The organism is Streptomyces xanthochromogenes (assembly GCF_014650455.1).
Lineage (GTDB): Bacteria > Actinomycetota > Actinomycetes > Streptomycetales > Streptomycetaceae > Streptomyces > Streptomyces xanthochromogenes.
In genome coordinates this window covers 182,483-199,769 of sequence record NZ_BMUZ01000016.1, presented here as the reverse complement: position 1 = coordinate 199,769, position 17,287 = coordinate 182,483, and the positions used below count along the sequence as shown (strand labels likewise).

Genomic DNA, 17,287 nt, shown 5'->3' with positions numbered 1-17,287 from the left:
TCCCACTCCCAGGAGAGAGATGTCCAACAAACTTGACTTCAGCAACCGACTCCGCGAATTCTTCTACTACCCCAAGCTCAGTCGGCATACCGACCTGGTTTCCGACGTGAACTCCTTCACAGCATTCCTCAACGAGCCCAGCAGCAGGCGCGATCCGTACTCTCTGTACGTTCACGTGCCGTTCTGTGACTACCTGTGTCACTTCTGTCCGTTCATGAAGGTACTCAACCAGGCCACCCCGCCGGAGCTGAAGAAGCGGTTCTTCGATGCCATGGTCCAGGAGCTCCGCATGCTCGGAGAGTCGGCGTACCTTGAAGGACGGACGCTGGAATGGGTCGAATTCGGGGGCGGTACCCCGACCTCGGTGGAGCCGGAGTACATGGAACGAGTACTCCAGACCATCCATGAATCCTTCCCCCTCAAGAAGGACGCCGTCATCACGATGGAAGGGGATGCGCTGACCCTTGCCCGCCGGGAGAAGCTGGAATTGCTCCACTCTCTCGGTGTCAACCGGGTCAGTTACGGTGTGCAGACCTTCAAAGAAGAACTGCGCCGCAAACTCGGGTTGAAACCGACGGTTGAGGACCTACGCCGGGCTGCGGAGATGATCCGTGAGGTCGGGATCGCCGAGTTCGCCATCGACATCCTGTACAACCTCCCCGACCAGTCTCAGGAAACCCTGGACGACGACATTACCAAGGGGCTGGAGCTCGCTCCCGACTACATTGATTTCTATCCGCTGACCCTGTGGGAGAACACCACATTCAAAGCAAGGGTCGAGGAAGGAAGGGCATATACGCACCTGCCATCGAACGAGCAGAACCTCGCGATGTTCCGACAGATCGCATCCCGGATGGCCGACATCGGGTGGCGCCCCGCACGGTCCTACACCTTCGTCGCCCCAGCCCATCACGAGTTCATCGAGGTGAGCCAGAACCGCTTGCGCCAGCGAGGGGAGGCTCTCGGCGTGGGCCCGTCCTCGCGGGCGTTCGTCGGCCGCCGCCACTCCATCAACACCAGCTCCATCACGGACTACGTGAACATGCTGGAAGCTGGCACACTCCCTGTCGAGCTCGGCGCGCTGTGCTCACCGGAAGAAGAGGCCCACCGCCTCATGGTGCTCTTCCCGGCCATGCTGCTGGAGATCGATCTTCAGGACATCCCGTTCTACGAACCGCTCTTCGCCCCCCTCGTGGCTGATCTCGTGGAATCGGGCCACGTGTGGAACAACGGGAAGCGCATCGGCCTCACGGAGTCCGGCATGCTGTGGGCGGGGAACGTCTCACGCGAGTTCTTCAGCCCCGCGCAGAAGGCCCGCATGACGGATTCCTTCCTCTACGCAGTGCGCACCAAGGTCAACCCGTACAACCAGGATGCGACCGGCGTCCGCAAGGGTGCGAAGGCGCACAAGTGAAGCCGGGCACCTGGCAGGCTTTGGCCCTGCGTCAGTTTCAGCGCGCCGGCAGGGAACTCGCCACGGTGCTGGACGGGTTGGATGCCCAGGCGGTCAATATCCGCTCTTCGGAGCTGCCGAACTCCATCGGCTGGACGGCATGGCACCTCACCCGGGGCATCGACCGCAACCTCTCGGAGGCAGCGGGGTGGCCCCAGCTATGGACCACGGACGATTGGGCTAGACAATTCGGTCGGACGAGTGACCCGTCGGATACCGGCTTCGGCCATCGCGAGGAGGACGTCATCGCTTTCCAGTCGCCCTCCCCAAATATTCTTCTCGCCTACCACACGGCAGTTCAGGAGCTGGCGGAGCACTACCTCTCCTCCGCACCCGACACCGACGGGCTGCGTCGCGTCGAGAGTCCCACCTTGGGCAACGTGCACACGGTCGAGGAGCGCCTGGCGGCTCTCCTGGCCGACACATTCGCGCACATGGGACAGCTCACTGTTCTGCGTTCGTTGAACGACAAGGGACCCCGAGCCTCGTGATGGATGACACAGCACACTCCCGAATTACGCTCGGGGTCTCGAGTTACGGCGAGGGCCTGCGCAGCGGAACCATGTCCCGCCTGCAGTTCCTCGACGAGGCCCGGCGACTGGAGTTCCGTGCGGTGGAACTCTGCGACCGGACGGTGCCCTCTCCCTCGCACGCACCCGAAGCCCTGCAGGAGCTGGCCGCGAAGAACCTGACCACCCCGAGCTTCGCTATTCGCAACGACTTCACCGACCCCACCAGGCCGCTGGAGCTGGAGATTGACCGGGCACGGCAGGGGCTGCAGACCGCGAGCCAGCTGGGTGCGCACATCGTACGGATCTGGACCGGAACGGCCTCCCGCACACCAACGGCGCTGACGCGGGTGGAGGCGGCCTTCAACGATCTCGTCGCGTACGCCCATAGGCTCGGGCTGATGCTCGCAGTGGAGACACATGGCGGGCTCTCCAGCGACCTGGACATCCTGCCGAGGCTGCTCGGCCACGTCGGTGCGCCCGGGGTGGGCGTATGCATCGACGGCGGCTACCTTCCCGGCTCCTTGTTCGCCCAGGCCTTTGAAACCCTCGCCGACCGCATTGTCCACCTTCATGTAAAGGTCCACGACAGCGACGGTCCGGGTGGCCCCGACGCCACACGCCACGCGCCCCTGCTCACCTTCGTGCGGGACACGAACTACGGCGGCTACCTCGTGATCGAATACGAAGGATCAGGCCCCCGTGACCTCGGGGTGTCCTGGGCCCGCGACCTCGTGAGCACGGCCTGGACAGCGGGGAGCCTCCACTGACCAGGGAACGCACACTCCAGCCCTCCCCACCAGTCCATCTCCCCGCGCACATCTCCCGAGTCATCGAAACCGGCCCTGCGGCTCAGGCGCCGTCGGTCTACTACCTGGGGATTACCGCGCACGCCTCGGCCGGTGCACGATGCTTCCCGCTGTGGGCGCAAGCCATGGATATCCCGTTGAGGCTCGTCTGTATCGATGCCCCGTCCGGGACCCCCCGCGGGACACTACTGTCGCTGGTCCGCCAAGACCCCCAGGCCGCCGGGGTCTTGACAACCGGCCACAAGACAGAGCTGGGACGGGACCTGACCGGCTATGCCACCGTCACCAAGGACGTCCGCAGACTGCGCGAAGCCGGCACCCTCCGCGTTGACACGGACGGCCTCCACGCCTCAGCTCATGACGTCGCGGCCGGCGGGGACATCGTGCAGGAACTCCTCGCGGACAGCCGCTGGGAGACGGGCGCGCGGCACGCCGTCGTCCTGGGCGCCGGGGGCGCAGGCCTTGCTCTCGCCTGCGTACTCACGGAGGCCAGCGGGGTCCGCCAGGTCATCCTCACCGAACAGTCGTCAGCCCGCCGACGGGAAGTGCGCCACATCCTTGAGGCCGCTGGTCTGGACGGAGGCAGGGTCGCACTCGCACCAGCAACCCAGAACGACTCCCTCGTCGCCGAGGCACCACCGGGAACCCTGCTCGTCAATGCCACCGGACTGGGGAAAGACACCCCTGGATCCCCACTGGCCGATACCACCCCTCTCCCGGCACGCAGCCTCTTCTGGGAGCTGAACTACCGAGGACAACGCCCCTTGCTAGCCCGCGCGCAGGCCACAACCGGGTCGACCGGGGGACGGGCCGTCGACGGCTGGGACTTCTTCGTCCGCAGCTGGTTCGAGGCGCTCAAAACAATCCTGGAGACCAACTGGGGCCGCGACGAGCTGGCCACATTCTTCCGGTGCGCAGGAGAGGTACAAAAGCAGTGGTGACACACGAAACGATTCTGTGGCAGGCGGACCAAGAGCTCTGCAGCACCGCCCGTGCCGTACTCACGGACGACGGTTACGCCGTCCTTGAGGCCGAGCACTCGCAGGACGTACGCCACCCAGACCAGATCATTGGCATCATCGCCGACCATCGCGAACAGTGGGACCGCGAACGCCTCACACGCTTCCCCCAGGTTCGGGCCCTGGTCAGACTCGGCGTCGGCATCGACAACGTCAAGGTAGATGAAATCGAAGGCGCTGGCATCCGCTTCGACTCCGTACCGGCCTACGGCACCACCGATGTCGCCGACCACGCCATGGCCATGATCCTCGACCTCAGTCGCCAGCTCACGGCGCGCTCCGAGCGCCTACGCAAAGGTGGGACACGCGCTTGGCGCGCCGACCTGGAGAACGGCTTCCGGCTGCGGGGGCGCACGCTGGCGGTCGTCGGACTCGGACGCATCGGACTCAGCGTGGCCCGCAGAGCCGCCGCCTTCGGAATCGAGGTCATGTTCTTCGACCCGTTTCTACCCGAGGGAACCGAACTGGCACACGGATGGCCCCGCTTGCAGTCGGTGCGAGAAGTCGCGACTGCCGACATCTGCACCCTGCACTGCCCGGCCACCCCGCTCACCCAGCACATGATCGACCGGCACTACTGGGACGATGTCGCAGCCAGCGGCCCTCCCGACGGACAAATACTGATCAACACCGCACGGGGCAGCCTCGTCGACTGGCAGGCGTTCAATCATGCCTTCGACAAAGGGGTTGCTCGTGCCGCGGGCTTCGACGTCCTTGAGCAGGAACCGTTCCAAGAGGACGACCCGCTGATCAGCCAGTGGTGCAAGGAGGATCCCACCGTTCACGGTCGGCTTCTCCTGACCCCTCACGTCGCGTTCGCCTCTCCCGAGGCCGTGCGTGACCTGCACGAGGGAGCCGCCGCCCGCCTTGTGCGCGCCCTGTCCGAAACTCACGGCAGCCGACGTGGCATCCAGCACCTGGAGCACCTCACATGAAAATAGCCATCGGCTCGGACCACGTAGGGCTGGGTCTGAAGAACTACCTGGTGGAGTGCCTCAAACGCCGGGGTCATGAAGTCGACGACCACGGAACCCATTCGGACCAGCGGACCGACTACCCGCCGATCGTGGAGCAGGTCGCCAGAACCGTCGCCCGAGGAGAAGCCGACCGCGGAATCGTCCTCGGCGGCTCCGGCCAGGGTGAGCAGATCACGGCCAACAAAGTACGCGGAATCCGCGCCGCACTGTGCCACGACGTCTATCTCGCACGCATGAGCCGAGCGCACAACGACGCCAACGTCCTTGCCATGGGAGCGCGGGTGGTCACCCCCACGATCGCGGAGACCGTCCTGACGACATGGCTGGCCGAACCATACGAAGCGGGTCGGCACGCGCGACGAATCGAACAGATCGCCGAGCTGGAAGCGCGTGAGCGCGGCACTGCACCCACGGGTCCGCTCCCCGGTACTCGCCCAGGGGCGTCCCAGCATGCCTGAACACGCCCCGCTCCCCTTGACACTGGGCCAGAAATCAGTGTGGCGTGACATCTCCAGTCTCACCCCCCAGGACCGGTCCGGAGTCACGCTGTCAGCCTCCGTACCGCTTCCCTCCGGGATCGAGGACTCGGACGTCCGCACCGCGCTGTCCTTGATGATGCAGCGGCACGAAGTGCTGCGCACCCGGTTCTCCCCCGAAGGCCAACGCGGCCCAGTGCACCAGACGGTCTGCCCACCAGAAGGGGTGGAGATCCCCCTTACTCATGGCTCGGCCAAGGATGCCTCCGTACCTTCGCCAGCATCAGCTGACATCGAGGTAGTCGGCGGGCTCCCGTGGCGCGCCACCATCAACAGGGATGATCAAGGACAGTCGCACCTTGAACTGAGGATCCACCATCTGGCCACCGACTATCAGGGCCTGACTCTCCTGGCGGACGACGTGCACGACGCCCTGACGAAGCCCGGCGCACAGACCATTCCTTCCACTGGGCCCCGAACAATCCTGGCACTGGAATCCGGGGAACGAGAAAAGAAGATTACTAGCCGTGCGGTCAACAGATGGCAGGACATTCTCACCCGCGCAGTGCCAACACACCGCCTGGTCCGCCAACAGAACGTCCTGGAAGGCAAGCTGCGTTCGGCTCAACTCACGGCCGTCGTTCGCGAACGCTCTGCCAAATGCGGTGCCCCCCCTTCGGTACTGCTGCTCGATGCCTACTGCGCAGCTGTCCTCGAGATGGATGGGCCGGAGGACCGCCTCATCCGCACCATGGTGTCCAACCGCTTCGACCTGCCCCGGCAACGCATCGTCGCGTCTATGAACCAGTGGTCACCGCTACTCGTGAACAGAAACACCCACTCGCTCGCGGAGACAGCCCGGAAGGCCATGTTCGCAGCTCGTTACGGTGTCTACGACGCGGACGAGGTCGAGCGCGTACTCCTGTCCACCGGGCATCAGCGGGACGCGCTCGACCATGCCCCATCGTTCAACTATGTTTCCGCGCCTGTCAGCAGTCGATCAAGAGCCGCAGATGCTACGCCGCGCAGAGAGCTGACATTCACCGCCATTGGCGTGCCCGTGGGGCCAACGCACTATCTGCGTGCCGTGATGACCAGTGAACTGAGCCTCACACTCCGGATTCCCGACTCAGACAGTTCACGAGCAACAGCTGAACAGCTCCTGGAACACATCGAACGGAGAGTGCTTCAGGCATGAACGACGATGCGAGCAGAGCAGCAAAGACAGGCAACGGACGTCTACGAGCCCAAGCGACCCGGGACGAGGGAACCACCGCGCCCGACTCCAAGCTCCGACACAACGCCGATTTCATCAGACTGTGGTCGGGACAGTCGGTCTCCATGGTCGGGACGGTAGTGTCTCAACTTGCCCTCCCACTGGTTTCTGTGACGGTTCTGGGAGCAACCCCCAGCCAGCTGGGGTTGATTTCAGCAATCCAGCTGATCCCCATCCTGGTCATTGGACCGGCCTTGGGCCACCTCGTCGACGCACTGCCGCGCCGCCCCCTGCTGATCTGGGCCAACATCAGCAGATGCGCGGTCCTAGCGGTAGTTGCGACACTCATCTGGTGGGGCTCACTGCAGATATGGAACCTGGCGTTGTGCGCCCTGGCAATGGGCGCCCTTGCCGCAGTATTCGACATCGCGTGGTATGCCTACTTCCCGTCTGTGGTTCCGCAGCGTGATCTCGTGCCCGCAAACGCCCGCATGCAAGCGTCCTACTCAGTTGCCCAGGTTGGAGGGTCCGGGCTGGGAGGACTGCTGCTGAAGGTCGCGACTCCCGCACTCGCGTTCCTCTTCGACATGGCCACCTTCCTGTTCGCCGCAATCGCCTTCGCGCGAATACGTACCCCCGAACGTCGTCAACCACGGGCGGATCACGGCGAGCCGTTTTGGCCCAAGTTTACCTTCGGGTTCCGCGTTTTGTTTCGGGACAAGGTCCTACGCGCGATGCTCATGGAAGGCGCCTGGTTCAACCTTTGCGAGCAAGCTTTTCTCACGGTGTTCATGGTCTTCGCCGTGAGGGAACTGGGCATTCCCACCGACATCATCGGTGTGTGCATCGGCCTTGGCAGCATCGGCGCCGTCGCGGGATCCTTCGCTGCGACCGGCGCCGGCAAGCGGCTGGGTCCTGTCGGCGTGCTGGTGATTGCCATGGGACTGGCGTCCTTCGGTCCATCCCTCGTGCCGTTGGCGACAGGCAACAACCTGTGGTCGGCTGCCCTCATCGTGGCCTCGTTCTGCTTTTACGGCTTCGGACTGACGATCTACAACACACACAGCATCGCCCAACGTCAACTACGCGTCGACTCCACCGCCATCGGGCGTGCCAGTGCCGCGTTCCGGACCATTGCCATGGGAGCCCTGCCTCTAGGAGCAGCGGCCGGTGGGGCCTTGGCTGATATAATCGGATATCGATCTACTCTCTTCCTCATCGCACTCCTCTTAATCGGCGCATGGATCCCTTTCAGCTTGACCGTCAGCAAGGAAATGTGAGGTAGCTCCTGGGCGCCCGATTCCACCACTACCTGGAGATCAATGTAATTAGTCAAGAGGTGGCCGAGGGGCGGGCGAACATGTTTGTGGACCCGGCCGCTGGTTCCTGCGACGCGAGCAACCGCATCGCGGACTGGAGGCCGGAACTGATGACGTCGCATGTGAGGCTTCCAGCTGCGGCTGCCTCCTTCCCCCTCCGAGCTGTCGATGGTCAGCCGTAGGCGCATCGGCGCACCGTAGGCCGTTCAGGTCGCGGACCGGTGGTACCTCTGGCACAACCTGAGCGAGGCCGCCGAACGGGCTGTCGCCCGGCACCGCCAATGCCTGCGAGCCCCTGTCCTGGCGGCCTCCGAAACCCGAGCTGCCCCGGAAGAAGAACCGTCCGGCTCGCCCTGGCCGACAGGGGCATCGGTTCGCTGAGCTGCCACCTCACAGGGCTTTCACCGAGCCCAGAAAACAACTTCGCGATGGCTCTGGCAGGGGTCCCGGCCCATCGGCTACGCGGTCGCGGTGTTGGGTGGGGCGATGAGTTCGATTTCGAAGTGGTCGGTGTTTTCGAGGTAGGCGGCGTGTTGCTGGGTGCCGCCGGCGTGGGGGTGGCGGTCGGGGAAGAGGAGGGTCCAGCCGTTGTCCTGGGCTTTGTTGGTGAGGAGTTCGACGTGGTGGGGGGTGTCGATGTGGAAGGCGAGGTGGTTGAGGCCGGGGGCGAGGCGGTCGTGGCGGGTGTGGGTGAGGGCGGGGGACTGTTCGAAGACGAGGTAGGTGGGGCCGAGTTTCCAGCTGCGGCCGTGTTCCCAGGTCTGGTGGAGGGTGTAGCCGAGGTCTTCCAGGAGCCACTGCCAGTCGTCGATGGCGCGGGTGAGATCGGGGACCCAGATCTCGACGTGATGCAGTGTGCCGGTGGCCGGCGTGCCCATGTCTGTCACGGAGAGTGTGCTCCTTGGGTGAGTTGGGGGCGGCATCCTATACCGGATCGAGAGGGTTTCTACCAGGCTGCACCGTCGGTCATATGCCGTTCAGTTACGGACAGTTGACGGAAAAGGGTCTCTCCCGCTGTGCCGATCCGCTATCACGGAGAAGACGGCCGGGTCCGTGCACTGACGGCGGCCGCTGGGCGGCGTGCATGTCGTGGAGGGGGAGAGGGGGCCGAGGATGGCGGTGTTCGTGGTCTCCGCCGACACCGCGGCGGGCTCCCTCACGGTGACGGAGAAAGCCGGCCCCTCCTCCTACCGGCGGTCCGTATCGGTGGCGACGGGACGGGGACCGCTCGGGGTGGCCCAGTGCACTCCCGGCGGGATGCTGTTCGTGGCACTCGCGGTCTGCGACGAGGTCTTCTCGGTCGACATTCCGGCGGGCCGCGTGGCCGGCAGGATCCGGGTGGGCTGGGCGCCGCGCAGCCTCGCATCGGTCCCCGCCACGCCGTACCTGTTGGTTGCGAACGCGGGTTCGGACACCGTATCGGTTATCGACACCGTAGAAGGCCGAACGGCGGCGTCGATCGATGTGGGGCGGGAACCGGGCGCGATGGCGGTGAGCGCCGACGGGTGCACCGCGCTGGTGTGCGAGCGGGGAGCCGGCACGGTGGCGGCTCTGGACCTGGCGCCGCTGGCGAAGGGCTATCCCGCGCGGATCTCCCTGCGCTGGCGGACCGGAATCGGTCCCCATCCGCACACTCAGCCGCGGGCTGTCGCGCTGTGCGGGGGACGGGCAGTCGTGGCGTGTGCGCGCCGCGACGTTCTGCCTGTGCTGAACGTCGACGATGGTGTTCTGGTCGCGGACGTGGCGCTGCCCCTGCCGGGTGCGGCCCCGGCCGGTGTCGCGGTGACCGGCCGGGATGGCTTCGCCCTGGTGGCGTTGGAGCGCGCCGGGCTGCTCGCGGTGGTGGATCTGCTGGACTGGCGCGTCACCCGCCAGATACCCGTCGGGCCCGGTCCCCGGCACCTCGCGGTCGACGCGGATGACGGGACAGTGTACTGCGCCCTCGCGCAGCACAGCCGTCTGGCCGTGCTGCACCTGGACGGTGTGGACCTGTCCACCACCGACGGCGAGCCGCAGCTGGACACCCTGGCGACCGGGACCCGTCCCAGCGCCGTCGCGGTCGCCCGCACCAACGAGCCCGCACCGGACGGGACCTGACGGCAGATCGAGCAGCGCGGCCGGGCATAGGAGTGGCCGGTGCCCGGCCCCGCCGCACGGTTCGCGCGGGGCCGTCGAGAGGTCGGCCCGGGTTGCGGCGCGGCTGCGGGCGTATCCAGCAATCGCACGTCGGAAGGCCGAGACCATGTCTCCCACCAACGTCCTGTCCACCGGCCGCGGCCGGCCTGCTCCCGGGCCCCGGGCGCTGGCGGCCCTGCTCGGTACGACCCGCTCTCAGGTCCTGCGACAGGTCGCGAACAGAGCCCCTGCCACAACGAATGAGATTGTCGCGGCTCTTGAGGTGAGTGCGGCGACGGTATCGCACCACACCGGCGTCCTGGGCAGGTCGGGGCTGATCACCACACGACGCGACGGCGCCAGCGTCCGCCACACCCTCACGCCCCTGGGCCGCAGCCTCCTGGATGCCCACGGGCTGCCTTCCGCACCTCCCGCGCCCCCCAGACCCTGAGCCCCCTTCTCCCACGGCATCACCCGTGCGAGCGGCGCCCGCGCACGCCCCCTCCTCTCCCTGCCTGTCACCGCGACGGGCGGGGAGAGCGGGACAGACGGCTGCCACCGTGACTGCGGTGTGCAACCCAATGGCCCGTCGTTGACGAACAGGCCGCTCGCCGCACAGGAGTGAGGGTGCACGGCTGGTGCGTGCGCTCTTTTTGAGCAGGATCGAAAAGATTGCCAGGCCATTAATTCCGGGAAACACTGAGGGCTGCTCTCCCCAGAAATCTTCTTCAAATCACCGTGCAATTCGCTGACTTACTGTGGGGGTTACCACGCATGTCGGTATACGAGACAGCCCGCACGCCGCCCCCGCAACCGAGCCCGGATGAGGTCAGTGTGACGACGCGGGCGATGGTGTCGCAGTTGTTCGCGACGCCGGTGGCCCGTGTGCGGTGCCCGTTCGCCGACGTGGTGAACCCGTCACTCGCCGCCGCTGTGAGCGAGCGGGAGGGGGCACGGGTGAAGGACTTCGGCTACAAGCGGGAGACGGCCGGGGAGTTCACCGCCTGGGGTGGCAGTGACGCGGCGCGGCTGAGCGGCTGGGTGTGCTCGGTTGCCGGCAAGTTCGTGGAGTCCCTGACCGGCATGCCCCTGACCAAGGCGTTCACGCATTCCCTGGCCCGCGAGGGCGAACAGCTTGCCGGTGAGGCGTCCGTGTCGGTGGGGGTGACGCGGAGCTGGGCCTCGCTCTACCGGGAGGGTGATCTGCACGAGCCGCACTTCCACCCCAACACGGCGCTGTCCGCGGTCTACTACGTGGCCGCGCCCGGGGTCTGTGAGATCGATCTGTTCGACCCGCGGCCCGCGGTCGACTACTACGACCCGGGGATCTGCCTGGCGGGGGAGAGCCACCGGGTCCGCCTCGCCTGCGCACCGGGGGAGCTGATCGTCTTTCCCGGCTGGCTCAAGCACGCGGTACCCCCCTTCACGGGCGAGGGGACGCGTATCTCCATTGCCTGGAACCTGAACTATTTCACCGGCTGACCAAGCATCCCGTGTCGGCCTGCACGTCCACCCGCGGACCGGAAAAATTCCTGTCCCATTTCCTGGTCTGCTGTCCTCTCGAAAGAAAAGGAAAAAGTCGCCATGCGTAATATCCAGTTCTTCTCGACCGACACCGACGACGGCGTGGTCTCGGTGGTCGCCAAGACCGGTCCGGGCGAGCACCGCACCGTCAAGCAGATCCCGGTGGGCAACGCCCCGCGCGGCGGGGTGAAGTTCACCAAGGACGGCCGCGGCTTCGTCTGCAACACCTCCCAGAACACCATCTCGGAGATCGATGCGGTCGCCCTGGACGAGGTCCGCCGGATCGAGGTCGGTCACGGACCGCGCGGCCAGGGCCTGGTCCCGGGCGACAGGTACCTGCTGGTGTCCAACTCCGGCTCCAACACCATCTCGGTCGTCGATCTCGAACTCAACGTCGAGGTCCATCAGATCTCCACCGGCCGCGATCCCCGACACATGGGCATCAGCAAGGACGGCACCCTCGCCTACGTCTGCATCTGGGGCGGCGGCTACGTCAGCAAGCTCGACATCTCCTCGCTGGCCGACGGCAACCCGTTGGGCGTCTGCGAACTCGCGCAGATCCCCGTCGACCGCGAGGCCCACCCCTACAGCCTGGGCATCGACCCCTCGGGCCGGCGGGTGTTCGTCGCCAACACCCAGGCCGACTACACCACCGTCATCGACACCGCCACCGACCAGACCCATCGCGTGGACGTCGCCTCCACCGGCGGGCGCGGTGTCGCCTTCACCCCCGACGGCCGCCACGCGCTCGTCACGGTCGAAAACTCCTCCACCATCGCTGTCATCGACGTCGACACCCTCGCCGTGACCCGCCAGATCCCCACCGGATCCGGGCCGCGCGGTCTGGTCGTCGACCCCGGCGACCAGACCGTCTACGTCACCAACTTCGCCCGCGCAGGCATGATGGCCGCCCACCCCAACTTCGCCCCCAACAGCCTTACCATGGTCGACCTCACCTCCGCGCCACTGGACCGCGACGAAGGCACCTTCACCTACGAGGAGATCATCGTCGGCTACGGCCCCTGCTCCGTCGTCATGTTCGACCTCGACACCCTCTCCGAGCCCGAGCGCCTGCGCCGCCTCAACCGCGCCGACACCAGCGCCTGACCCCCGGCCGGGCCAGGGATACGCGGCCGTCGCCCCGTTTCCCTGGCCCCTGGCCGTTGCGGGCCCGGCCAGCCGTCGGGCCCGCAACGGCACCCAAACCCCCCTGCACCGCCTGTTTTCTCGTCCGGGAGCAGACCACATTGGCCGAGGTCACCTTTCACCCGCTCCACCCCTGGGCGCTGCTGCCCGAGAAGCCGAAGGCCGGCCGGGCCGAGGCGCGCGCGGAACGCGACGTCTACCGGGACTCGTTCCGCTACCTGCGCATCCCCCGTCTGCCCGCGGACTGCCCTCCCTGGGTCCTGGGCCGGGAACTGGGCTGGTCGCTGCGCTCCCCGCTCACCCTCACGATGCGGCCTTTGGAGGAAATCGGCCTGGCCGTCCCTGACGCCGAAGACCCCCAGCAGGTGGGCCGCCGACTCGGGGGGCAGCGCATGTTCCAGCGCGGCAAGGACTGGATCGCCACCGGGGATGCTTCCTGGCTCCATCTCGGCGACTACCGCACGGCCACCGGCGGTTGGGAAGGCATGTTCATCCCGAACGGGCAGGGCACCGTGGAATGGCGCCTGGGCTTCGCCGCCCGCATCCCGACCGGCACCTTCCTCATGGTCATGCCCCCACCCAGCCCCCGCACTCCGGGCCTGAGCGTGCCACTCGGCGTGATCCCCGCCAAAGCCGTCAACGCGATGGCTGAGCGGGGAGGCATGAGCATCGCCGTCCAGCCCGACCACCCCGTCCCCATCCACCGAGGGCAGGAGATCGCCCGGATCGTGCTCCTGCACCCCGACTCTCTGCGCGCCACCGCACACACCCTTCCCACCGCATCACAGACCACCCCGCCCCGGGCTGCCGCCGAGGCGCACAACGCTCCCGAGGCACCGAACGCTCCGGAGGGCTCGCCGTGACCGCCTCCAGCCCACCCACCGGCATCGACGCGGAACACCCCAGCACGCTGAGCCTGTTGACCGGCCGCCCGGTGCGTGGACTGCTCACGATCGCCTTCCTGACCCGCACCACCGCGGCGACCCTGCCCATCCTGCTGCTGCTGGCCCTCGCTGACGCCCACGGCTACGCCCGGGCCGCGACCGTCGGCGGCACCTACACCCTGGTCCTGGCCCTCTGCGCCCCGCTGCGCGGCCGTCTCCTGGACCGCTGCGGACCGCGCACGCTGCTGGCCATGGCCAGCGCCACCACCCTCCTGCTCGCCCTGGTCACAGCCAGCATCCACTACGCCTGGCCCTGGCCCACCACCCTCCCGCTGGTCATCGCCGCCACCCTCACCAGCCCCCCGCTCAACGCCGCCCTGCGCAGTTCCTGGCGGCGACTGGCCACCGGGGAGGCCCAGCTGAAAGCCGTCCACAGCGCGGACAGCGTGCTGGAGGAGGCCGGATTCGTCCTGGCCCCCCTGATTGCCGGAGCCGCCCTCGTCCTGCTCGGCCCCCGCCACGGCTACGAGACAGCGGCTGCCTGCTTCGTAGCCGTCATGGCCCTCTATCTCGCCGCAGCCCACCGCCACCACCTCACCCCCACCCGTACACCGCCATCGGCCGCCGCACCGCGAAACCGCGGGCGACGCTGGCTCGGGCCACTTGCCCTGCCCGGCATGCCGGCCATCCTGCTGCCGCTCCTGGTCATGGGCGCCCTGTTCGGCGGCACCGGCATCCTGGTCCCCGCCTACACCCAGCACGAACACGCCACCGCCTGGCTCGGCCCCCTCCTTGCCGCGACCAGCACCGGCGGCGTCCTCGGCGGCATCGCCTACGCAGCCCTGCCCTGGCGCAGCGACCTGTGGCATAAATACCGGATCCTCACCCTCGGCCTCACCATCCCCGCACTCCTGCTCTTCCTCGCCCGCCCCCTCTGGCTCCTCGCCACCCTCCTCCTGATCGCGGGCCTGTTCGTCACCCCGCTGTTCATCAACGCCTTCCTGCTGACCGACGCCACCGCCACCGACGACATGCGTATCGAGGCAAACACCTGGATCGGCGCCACCGCCGACGTCGCCAACGGCATCATGGCCACCATCACCGGAACCCTCGTCCAAGCACAGAAATGGGATACCGCCCTGCTCATCCTCACCTGCTGCGCCGCCACAGGAGCCGCCGTAACCCTCCTCCAGATGAGCCGGAACCGAGCTCGGCCCGCCCGGTCCGACGTGGGGGAGGGGCAGCCGGTACCGGCCGCAACAGCCCAGCCCACTGGGGCCGTTGACGCCCGGGCGGCCCAGGCCACGGCAGTGTCGGGTGCGACGGATCACCACCCGTGACCAGAACAGCAGGCGTGAGTGCTTCACCCCGTCCCGAGGCCGAACTCTCGCTTGCACAGGCACGGAACATCGCGGTCGCCGCGGCCTTCCCGCCCGGCGACCGTGCCGACGTCCCGTCGGTACTGGGGCATGTGCATGCGGTGCAGCTCGACAGCATCAGCGTTCTGGCCCGCGCCCACCAGCTCACCCTCGCCACCCGCATCCCCCACGCCACCACCCGTGACGTAGACGCCGCCCTCAACTCGATCAGCCGGCCCGCGGCGTTCGTGTATCCCGCCCACGCCCTCAGCCTGGTGCCCCTTGACGACTGGCCGCTGTGGGCGTTCAGACGCCGCCACACCCGCACCCGTCCCCAATACCCCGACCCCGGGCAGCGCGCAGCGCTCATCGCCCGCATCCGCGCCGACGGGCCCCTGCCGCTGCGCGGCCTGCGCACCGAACAGCCCACGACCACCGGCTGGGGCTGGGGGCCTACGAAGACCGCACTTGAGTTCATGGTCTGGGCCGGCGACCTCGCCTGCACCCGCTACACCTCAGGCCAACGCCTCTTCGACCTCCCCGAACGCTGTATCCCCCACCCGCTCCTCGGCGACGGCCTGGACGACGACACCTGCCAGATCCGGCTCCTCGAACACGCCGCCACCACCCTCGGACTCGGCACCGTCGACGACTATGCCGACTACCTCCGCATCCGCCCCGCAACCGCCGAACGCCTCCTGCCGCGCACGGCGCTCGCTCCGGTTGCCGTCGAGGGATGGGGGAGCGCCTGGGCCGACGCGTCCACGCTCGCCGGACCCGTAGCCGCTCCCCGGGAGCCGGTCTTCCTCGGTCCGTTCGACAACCTCATCTGGCACCGCCCCCGCGTCCAGCGGCTCTTCGGCTTCACTCAGGTCTTCGAGGCGTACAAACCCGTGGCCCGCCGCGAACACGGCTACTACGTCTGCCCCCTGCTGGCCGACGGCCGGCTCATCGCCCGCGCCGACCTCGCCTCCACCCCTGCCGGACTCACCGTCCGCCAAGCCTCGTTCGAGCCGCACGCAGGACCCGAGACTGCCGTCCACTTCGCCGGCGCCTGCCGCAACCTGGCCACCGCCACCGGCACGAACTGCATCAGCATCGAGGCCGACGCCGCCGACCCTCCCACAACAGCCGCATTGCGCAAGGCGCTGCGGTAGACAGGGCCGACCAGGCCACCGGAAGCCGACGCGAGACCGAGAAGCACCTCACGGCCGCGGGAACCTTTCCACCTGCATCGCATGAGCGTGCGCAGCTGACCGACCGCGCACGAAGCCCGCGCATATGAGGACCGTCCCGGAGAGGTGGTCCTCGAAGAGGCACACCCGGCAGGGGTTCGAGACGTCCCTACGGAGGGCCTGGCCCTCCAGGATTGCCAATCCGGGCTGGCGCCACCGGCATGTAGGCAGAGTTCCTCCCTCCGCGTCACCAGCCTCGTCCACGCCCTCCTCAACCGGAACCTGGCCAGCCCAGAGTGAGGAGGGGAAAGGCTCACTGTCACCAAGCTTTGGCCATCGGGCCGTTCGTGGCAGCGCAGTCTGGCCTGGTGAATGTGTCAGGGTGCGTCCGTTGCCTCTGGTTCCGGTCCCGCCTCGGTGTGCCACAGATGAAGCGAGTCGGCGTTGCGGAGTCCTTCGGCGATCTGGTGGCGTTCGGTGTCGTTGATGTCGAGGGCGTTGAGCCGGCGGCGCCATTCGTCGACGTCGGCGGTCTCCTCCAGGGCGGCGGCGAGCTCGATGAGGTGAGCGAGGGCGTGGGCCACCTCCACGGGCGGGGCGGTGGCCCCGTGTCTGCGGAGGGCCGTGGTGATCACGCGCAGGGCGGTGCGGTCGTCGGTCTTGAACTCGGCGAAGATGCGGGCGTGGTCGAGCGCCTTGGCCAGGCCCGTGAGGTGCTTGGAGCCGCCGTATTCCAGCTCGGCGGGTTCGTCCCGCTGGATGAAGATGATCGAGTTCCCGGACGGGTCAATGACGGTGAACCGGCTCGCCCCGGGCCTGTACCGGGTGATGCGCGGCCTGCCCTTGGTCAGGACCTTGCCGTAGGCGGCACGCATGGCCCGGGTGAATTCCGCGTGGTACGGCGCGACCGCGTCGACTATGACCAGGCAGGCGCCGGCGTCCTCCTGGTCCGGGTCGATGGTCTTCGGCGGCGTCCCGAAGTGCAGCGCGAAGCCGCTCCACTCCAGCACGAGGTAGATATAAGGCCGGGCCTGTTGGTAGGTGACCTGAAATCCCAGCGACTGGTAGAACTCCAGCGTCTCCTCCACCGACGCGCACGGCATCACCGGCACTATCGTCTCGTTCGCCCGCACCATCGGTTCTGTCACGCTCGGCACCCCTTCGGTTCCAGTCCCGCCTTAGACCTCCGATCCTGCAGCAGAGCCGATCCCGCCGCCTATGAAGCTTCAGCCGCACCTTTACCAGTGCAGGCCGAGGGGAAGAAAACCGGTCCGGCCGTTCCGACGGGTACCGCTGAGGCCGGCTGC

The 17,287-nt window shown here is 67.3% G+C and carries 17 protein-coding genes; 15 read left to right on the top strand and 2 right to left on the bottom strand.

The window, feature by feature from the left end; all coding sequences use genetic code 11:
- The first annotated feature begins 19 nt into the window (after window positions 1–19).
- The 8 genes from IE267_RS34525 to IE267_RS34490 all read left to right on the top strand — a co-directional run bounded on the left by IE267_RS34525 (window position 20) and on the right by IE267_RS34490 (window position 7,739).
- Entirely contained in the window at window positions 20–1,414 is a 1,395-nt protein-coding gene (locus IE267_RS34525) for a coproporphyrinogen-III oxidase family protein (RefSeq protein WP_189765884.1), read from the top strand.
- Window positions 1,411–1,944 carry a DinB family protein gene (locus tag IE267_RS34520; protein ID WP_189765883.1) on the top strand — a complete coding sequence of 178 codons (534 nt, stop codon included), beginning with the start codon at window positions 1,411–1,413 and terminating at the stop codon, window positions 1,942–1,944. The genes IE267_RS34525 and IE267_RS34520 overlap by 4 nt, the downstream gene beginning before the upstream one ends.
- Before the next feature lie 71 nt (window positions 1,945–2,015).
- The gene (locus IE267_RS34515) at window positions 2,016–2,732 is read left to right on the top strand and encodes a sugar phosphate isomerase/epimerase family protein (RefSeq protein WP_189765882.1); all 717 of its coding nucleotides are present in this window, start codon (window positions 2,016–2,018) and stop codon (window positions 2,730–2,732) included.
- Window positions 2,733–2,998: 266 nt separating this feature from the next.
- Window positions 2,999–3,712: a hypothetical protein gene (locus IE267_RS34510; RefSeq protein WP_189765881.1), complete on the top strand. Its 714-nt coding sequence runs from the start codon at window positions 2,999–3,001 to the stop codon at window positions 3,710–3,712.
- Window positions 3,682–4,725 (top strand): NAD(P)-dependent oxidoreductase, encoded by a 1,044-nt coding sequence (locus IE267_RS34505; protein WP_189765880.1) that lies wholly within the window; start codon window positions 3,682–3,684, stop codon window positions 4,723–4,725. Before IE267_RS34510 ends, IE267_RS34505 begins: the two co-directional genes overlap by 31 nt.
- The gene (rpiB, locus tag IE267_RS34500) at window positions 4,722–5,225 is read left to right on the top strand and encodes a ribose 5-phosphate isomerase B (protein WP_189765879.1); all 504 of its coding nucleotides are present in this window, start codon (window positions 4,722–4,724) and stop codon (window positions 5,223–5,225) included. Before IE267_RS34505 ends, rpiB begins: the two co-directional genes overlap by 4 nt.
- Window positions 5,218–6,441, top strand: a complete 1,224-nt coding sequence (locus IE267_RS34495; protein WP_189765878.1) for a condensation domain-containing protein — start codon at window positions 5,218–5,220, stop codon at window positions 6,439–6,441. The genes rpiB and IE267_RS34495 overlap by 8 nt, the downstream gene beginning before the upstream one ends.
- Window positions 6,438–7,739, top strand: coding sequence for an MFS transporter (locus tag IE267_RS34490; RefSeq protein ID WP_268251619.1), 1,302 nt, complete (start codon window positions 6,438–6,440; stop codon window positions 7,737–7,739). Before IE267_RS34495 ends, IE267_RS34490 begins: the two co-directional genes overlap by 4 nt.
- Window positions 7,740–8,236: 497 nt before the next feature.
- Here IE267_RS34490 and IE267_RS34485 read toward each other — a convergent pair whose 3' ends face one another.
- Window positions 8,237–8,656 (bottom strand): VOC family protein, encoded by a 420-nt coding sequence (locus IE267_RS34485; protein ID WP_189765934.1) that lies wholly within the window; start codon window positions 8,654–8,656, stop codon window positions 8,237–8,239.
- A gap of 235 nt (window positions 8,657–8,891) precedes the next feature.
- On the opposite strand from IE267_RS34485, the gene IE267_RS34480 reads away from it, so the two are divergent.
- From IE267_RS34480 to IE267_RS34450, 7 genes are all read left to right on the top strand, one after another.
- Entirely contained in the window at window positions 8,892–9,875 is a 984-nt protein-coding gene (locus IE267_RS34480) for a YncE family protein (RefSeq protein WP_189765876.1), read from the top strand.
- Between the two features lie 145 nt (window positions 9,876–10,020).
- On the top strand, window positions 10,021–10,344 hold the full coding sequence (locus IE267_RS40530; protein ID WP_189765875.1) for an ArsR/SmtB family transcription factor: 324 nt from the start codon (window positions 10,021–10,023) through the stop codon (window positions 10,342–10,344).
- Between the two features lie 383 nt (window positions 10,345–10,727).
- Complete coding sequence (locus IE267_RS34470; protein ID WP_189765874.1) at window positions 10,728–11,375, top strand: TIGR02466 family protein; 648 nt, start codon at window positions 10,728–10,730, stop codon at window positions 11,373–11,375.
- 102 nt (window positions 11,376–11,477) lie between these two features.
- Window positions 11,478–12,524, top strand: coding sequence for a beta-propeller fold lactonase family protein (locus tag IE267_RS34465; protein ID WP_189765873.1), 1,047 nt, complete (start codon window positions 11,478–11,480; stop codon window positions 12,522–12,524).
- Window positions 12,525–12,664: 140 nt separating this feature from the next.
- Complete coding sequence (locus IE267_RS34460) at window positions 12,665–13,426, top strand: hypothetical protein (protein WP_189765872.1); 762 nt, start codon at window positions 12,665–12,667, stop codon at window positions 13,424–13,426.
- Window positions 13,423–14,787, top strand: coding sequence for an MFS transporter (locus IE267_RS34455; RefSeq protein WP_229861587.1), 1,365 nt, complete (start codon window positions 13,423–13,425; stop codon window positions 14,785–14,787). The genes IE267_RS34460 and IE267_RS34455 overlap by 4 nt, the downstream gene beginning before the upstream one ends.
- A gap of 14 nt (window positions 14,788–14,801) precedes the next feature.
- On the top strand, window positions 14,802–15,962 hold the full coding sequence (locus IE267_RS34450; protein WP_189765871.1) for a DNA glycosylase AlkZ-like family protein: 1,161 nt from the start codon (window positions 14,802–14,804) through the stop codon (window positions 15,960–15,962).
- A 395-nt stretch (window positions 15,963–16,357) separates the two neighbouring features.
- On the opposite strand, the gene IE267_RS34445 is transcribed toward IE267_RS34450, so the two are convergent.
- Window positions 16,358–17,128 (bottom strand): DUF8817 family protein, encoded by a 771-nt coding sequence (locus tag IE267_RS34445; protein ID WP_229861586.1) that lies wholly within the window; start codon window positions 17,126–17,128, stop codon window positions 16,358–16,360.
- Window positions 17,129–17,287 lie beyond the last annotated feature (159 nt).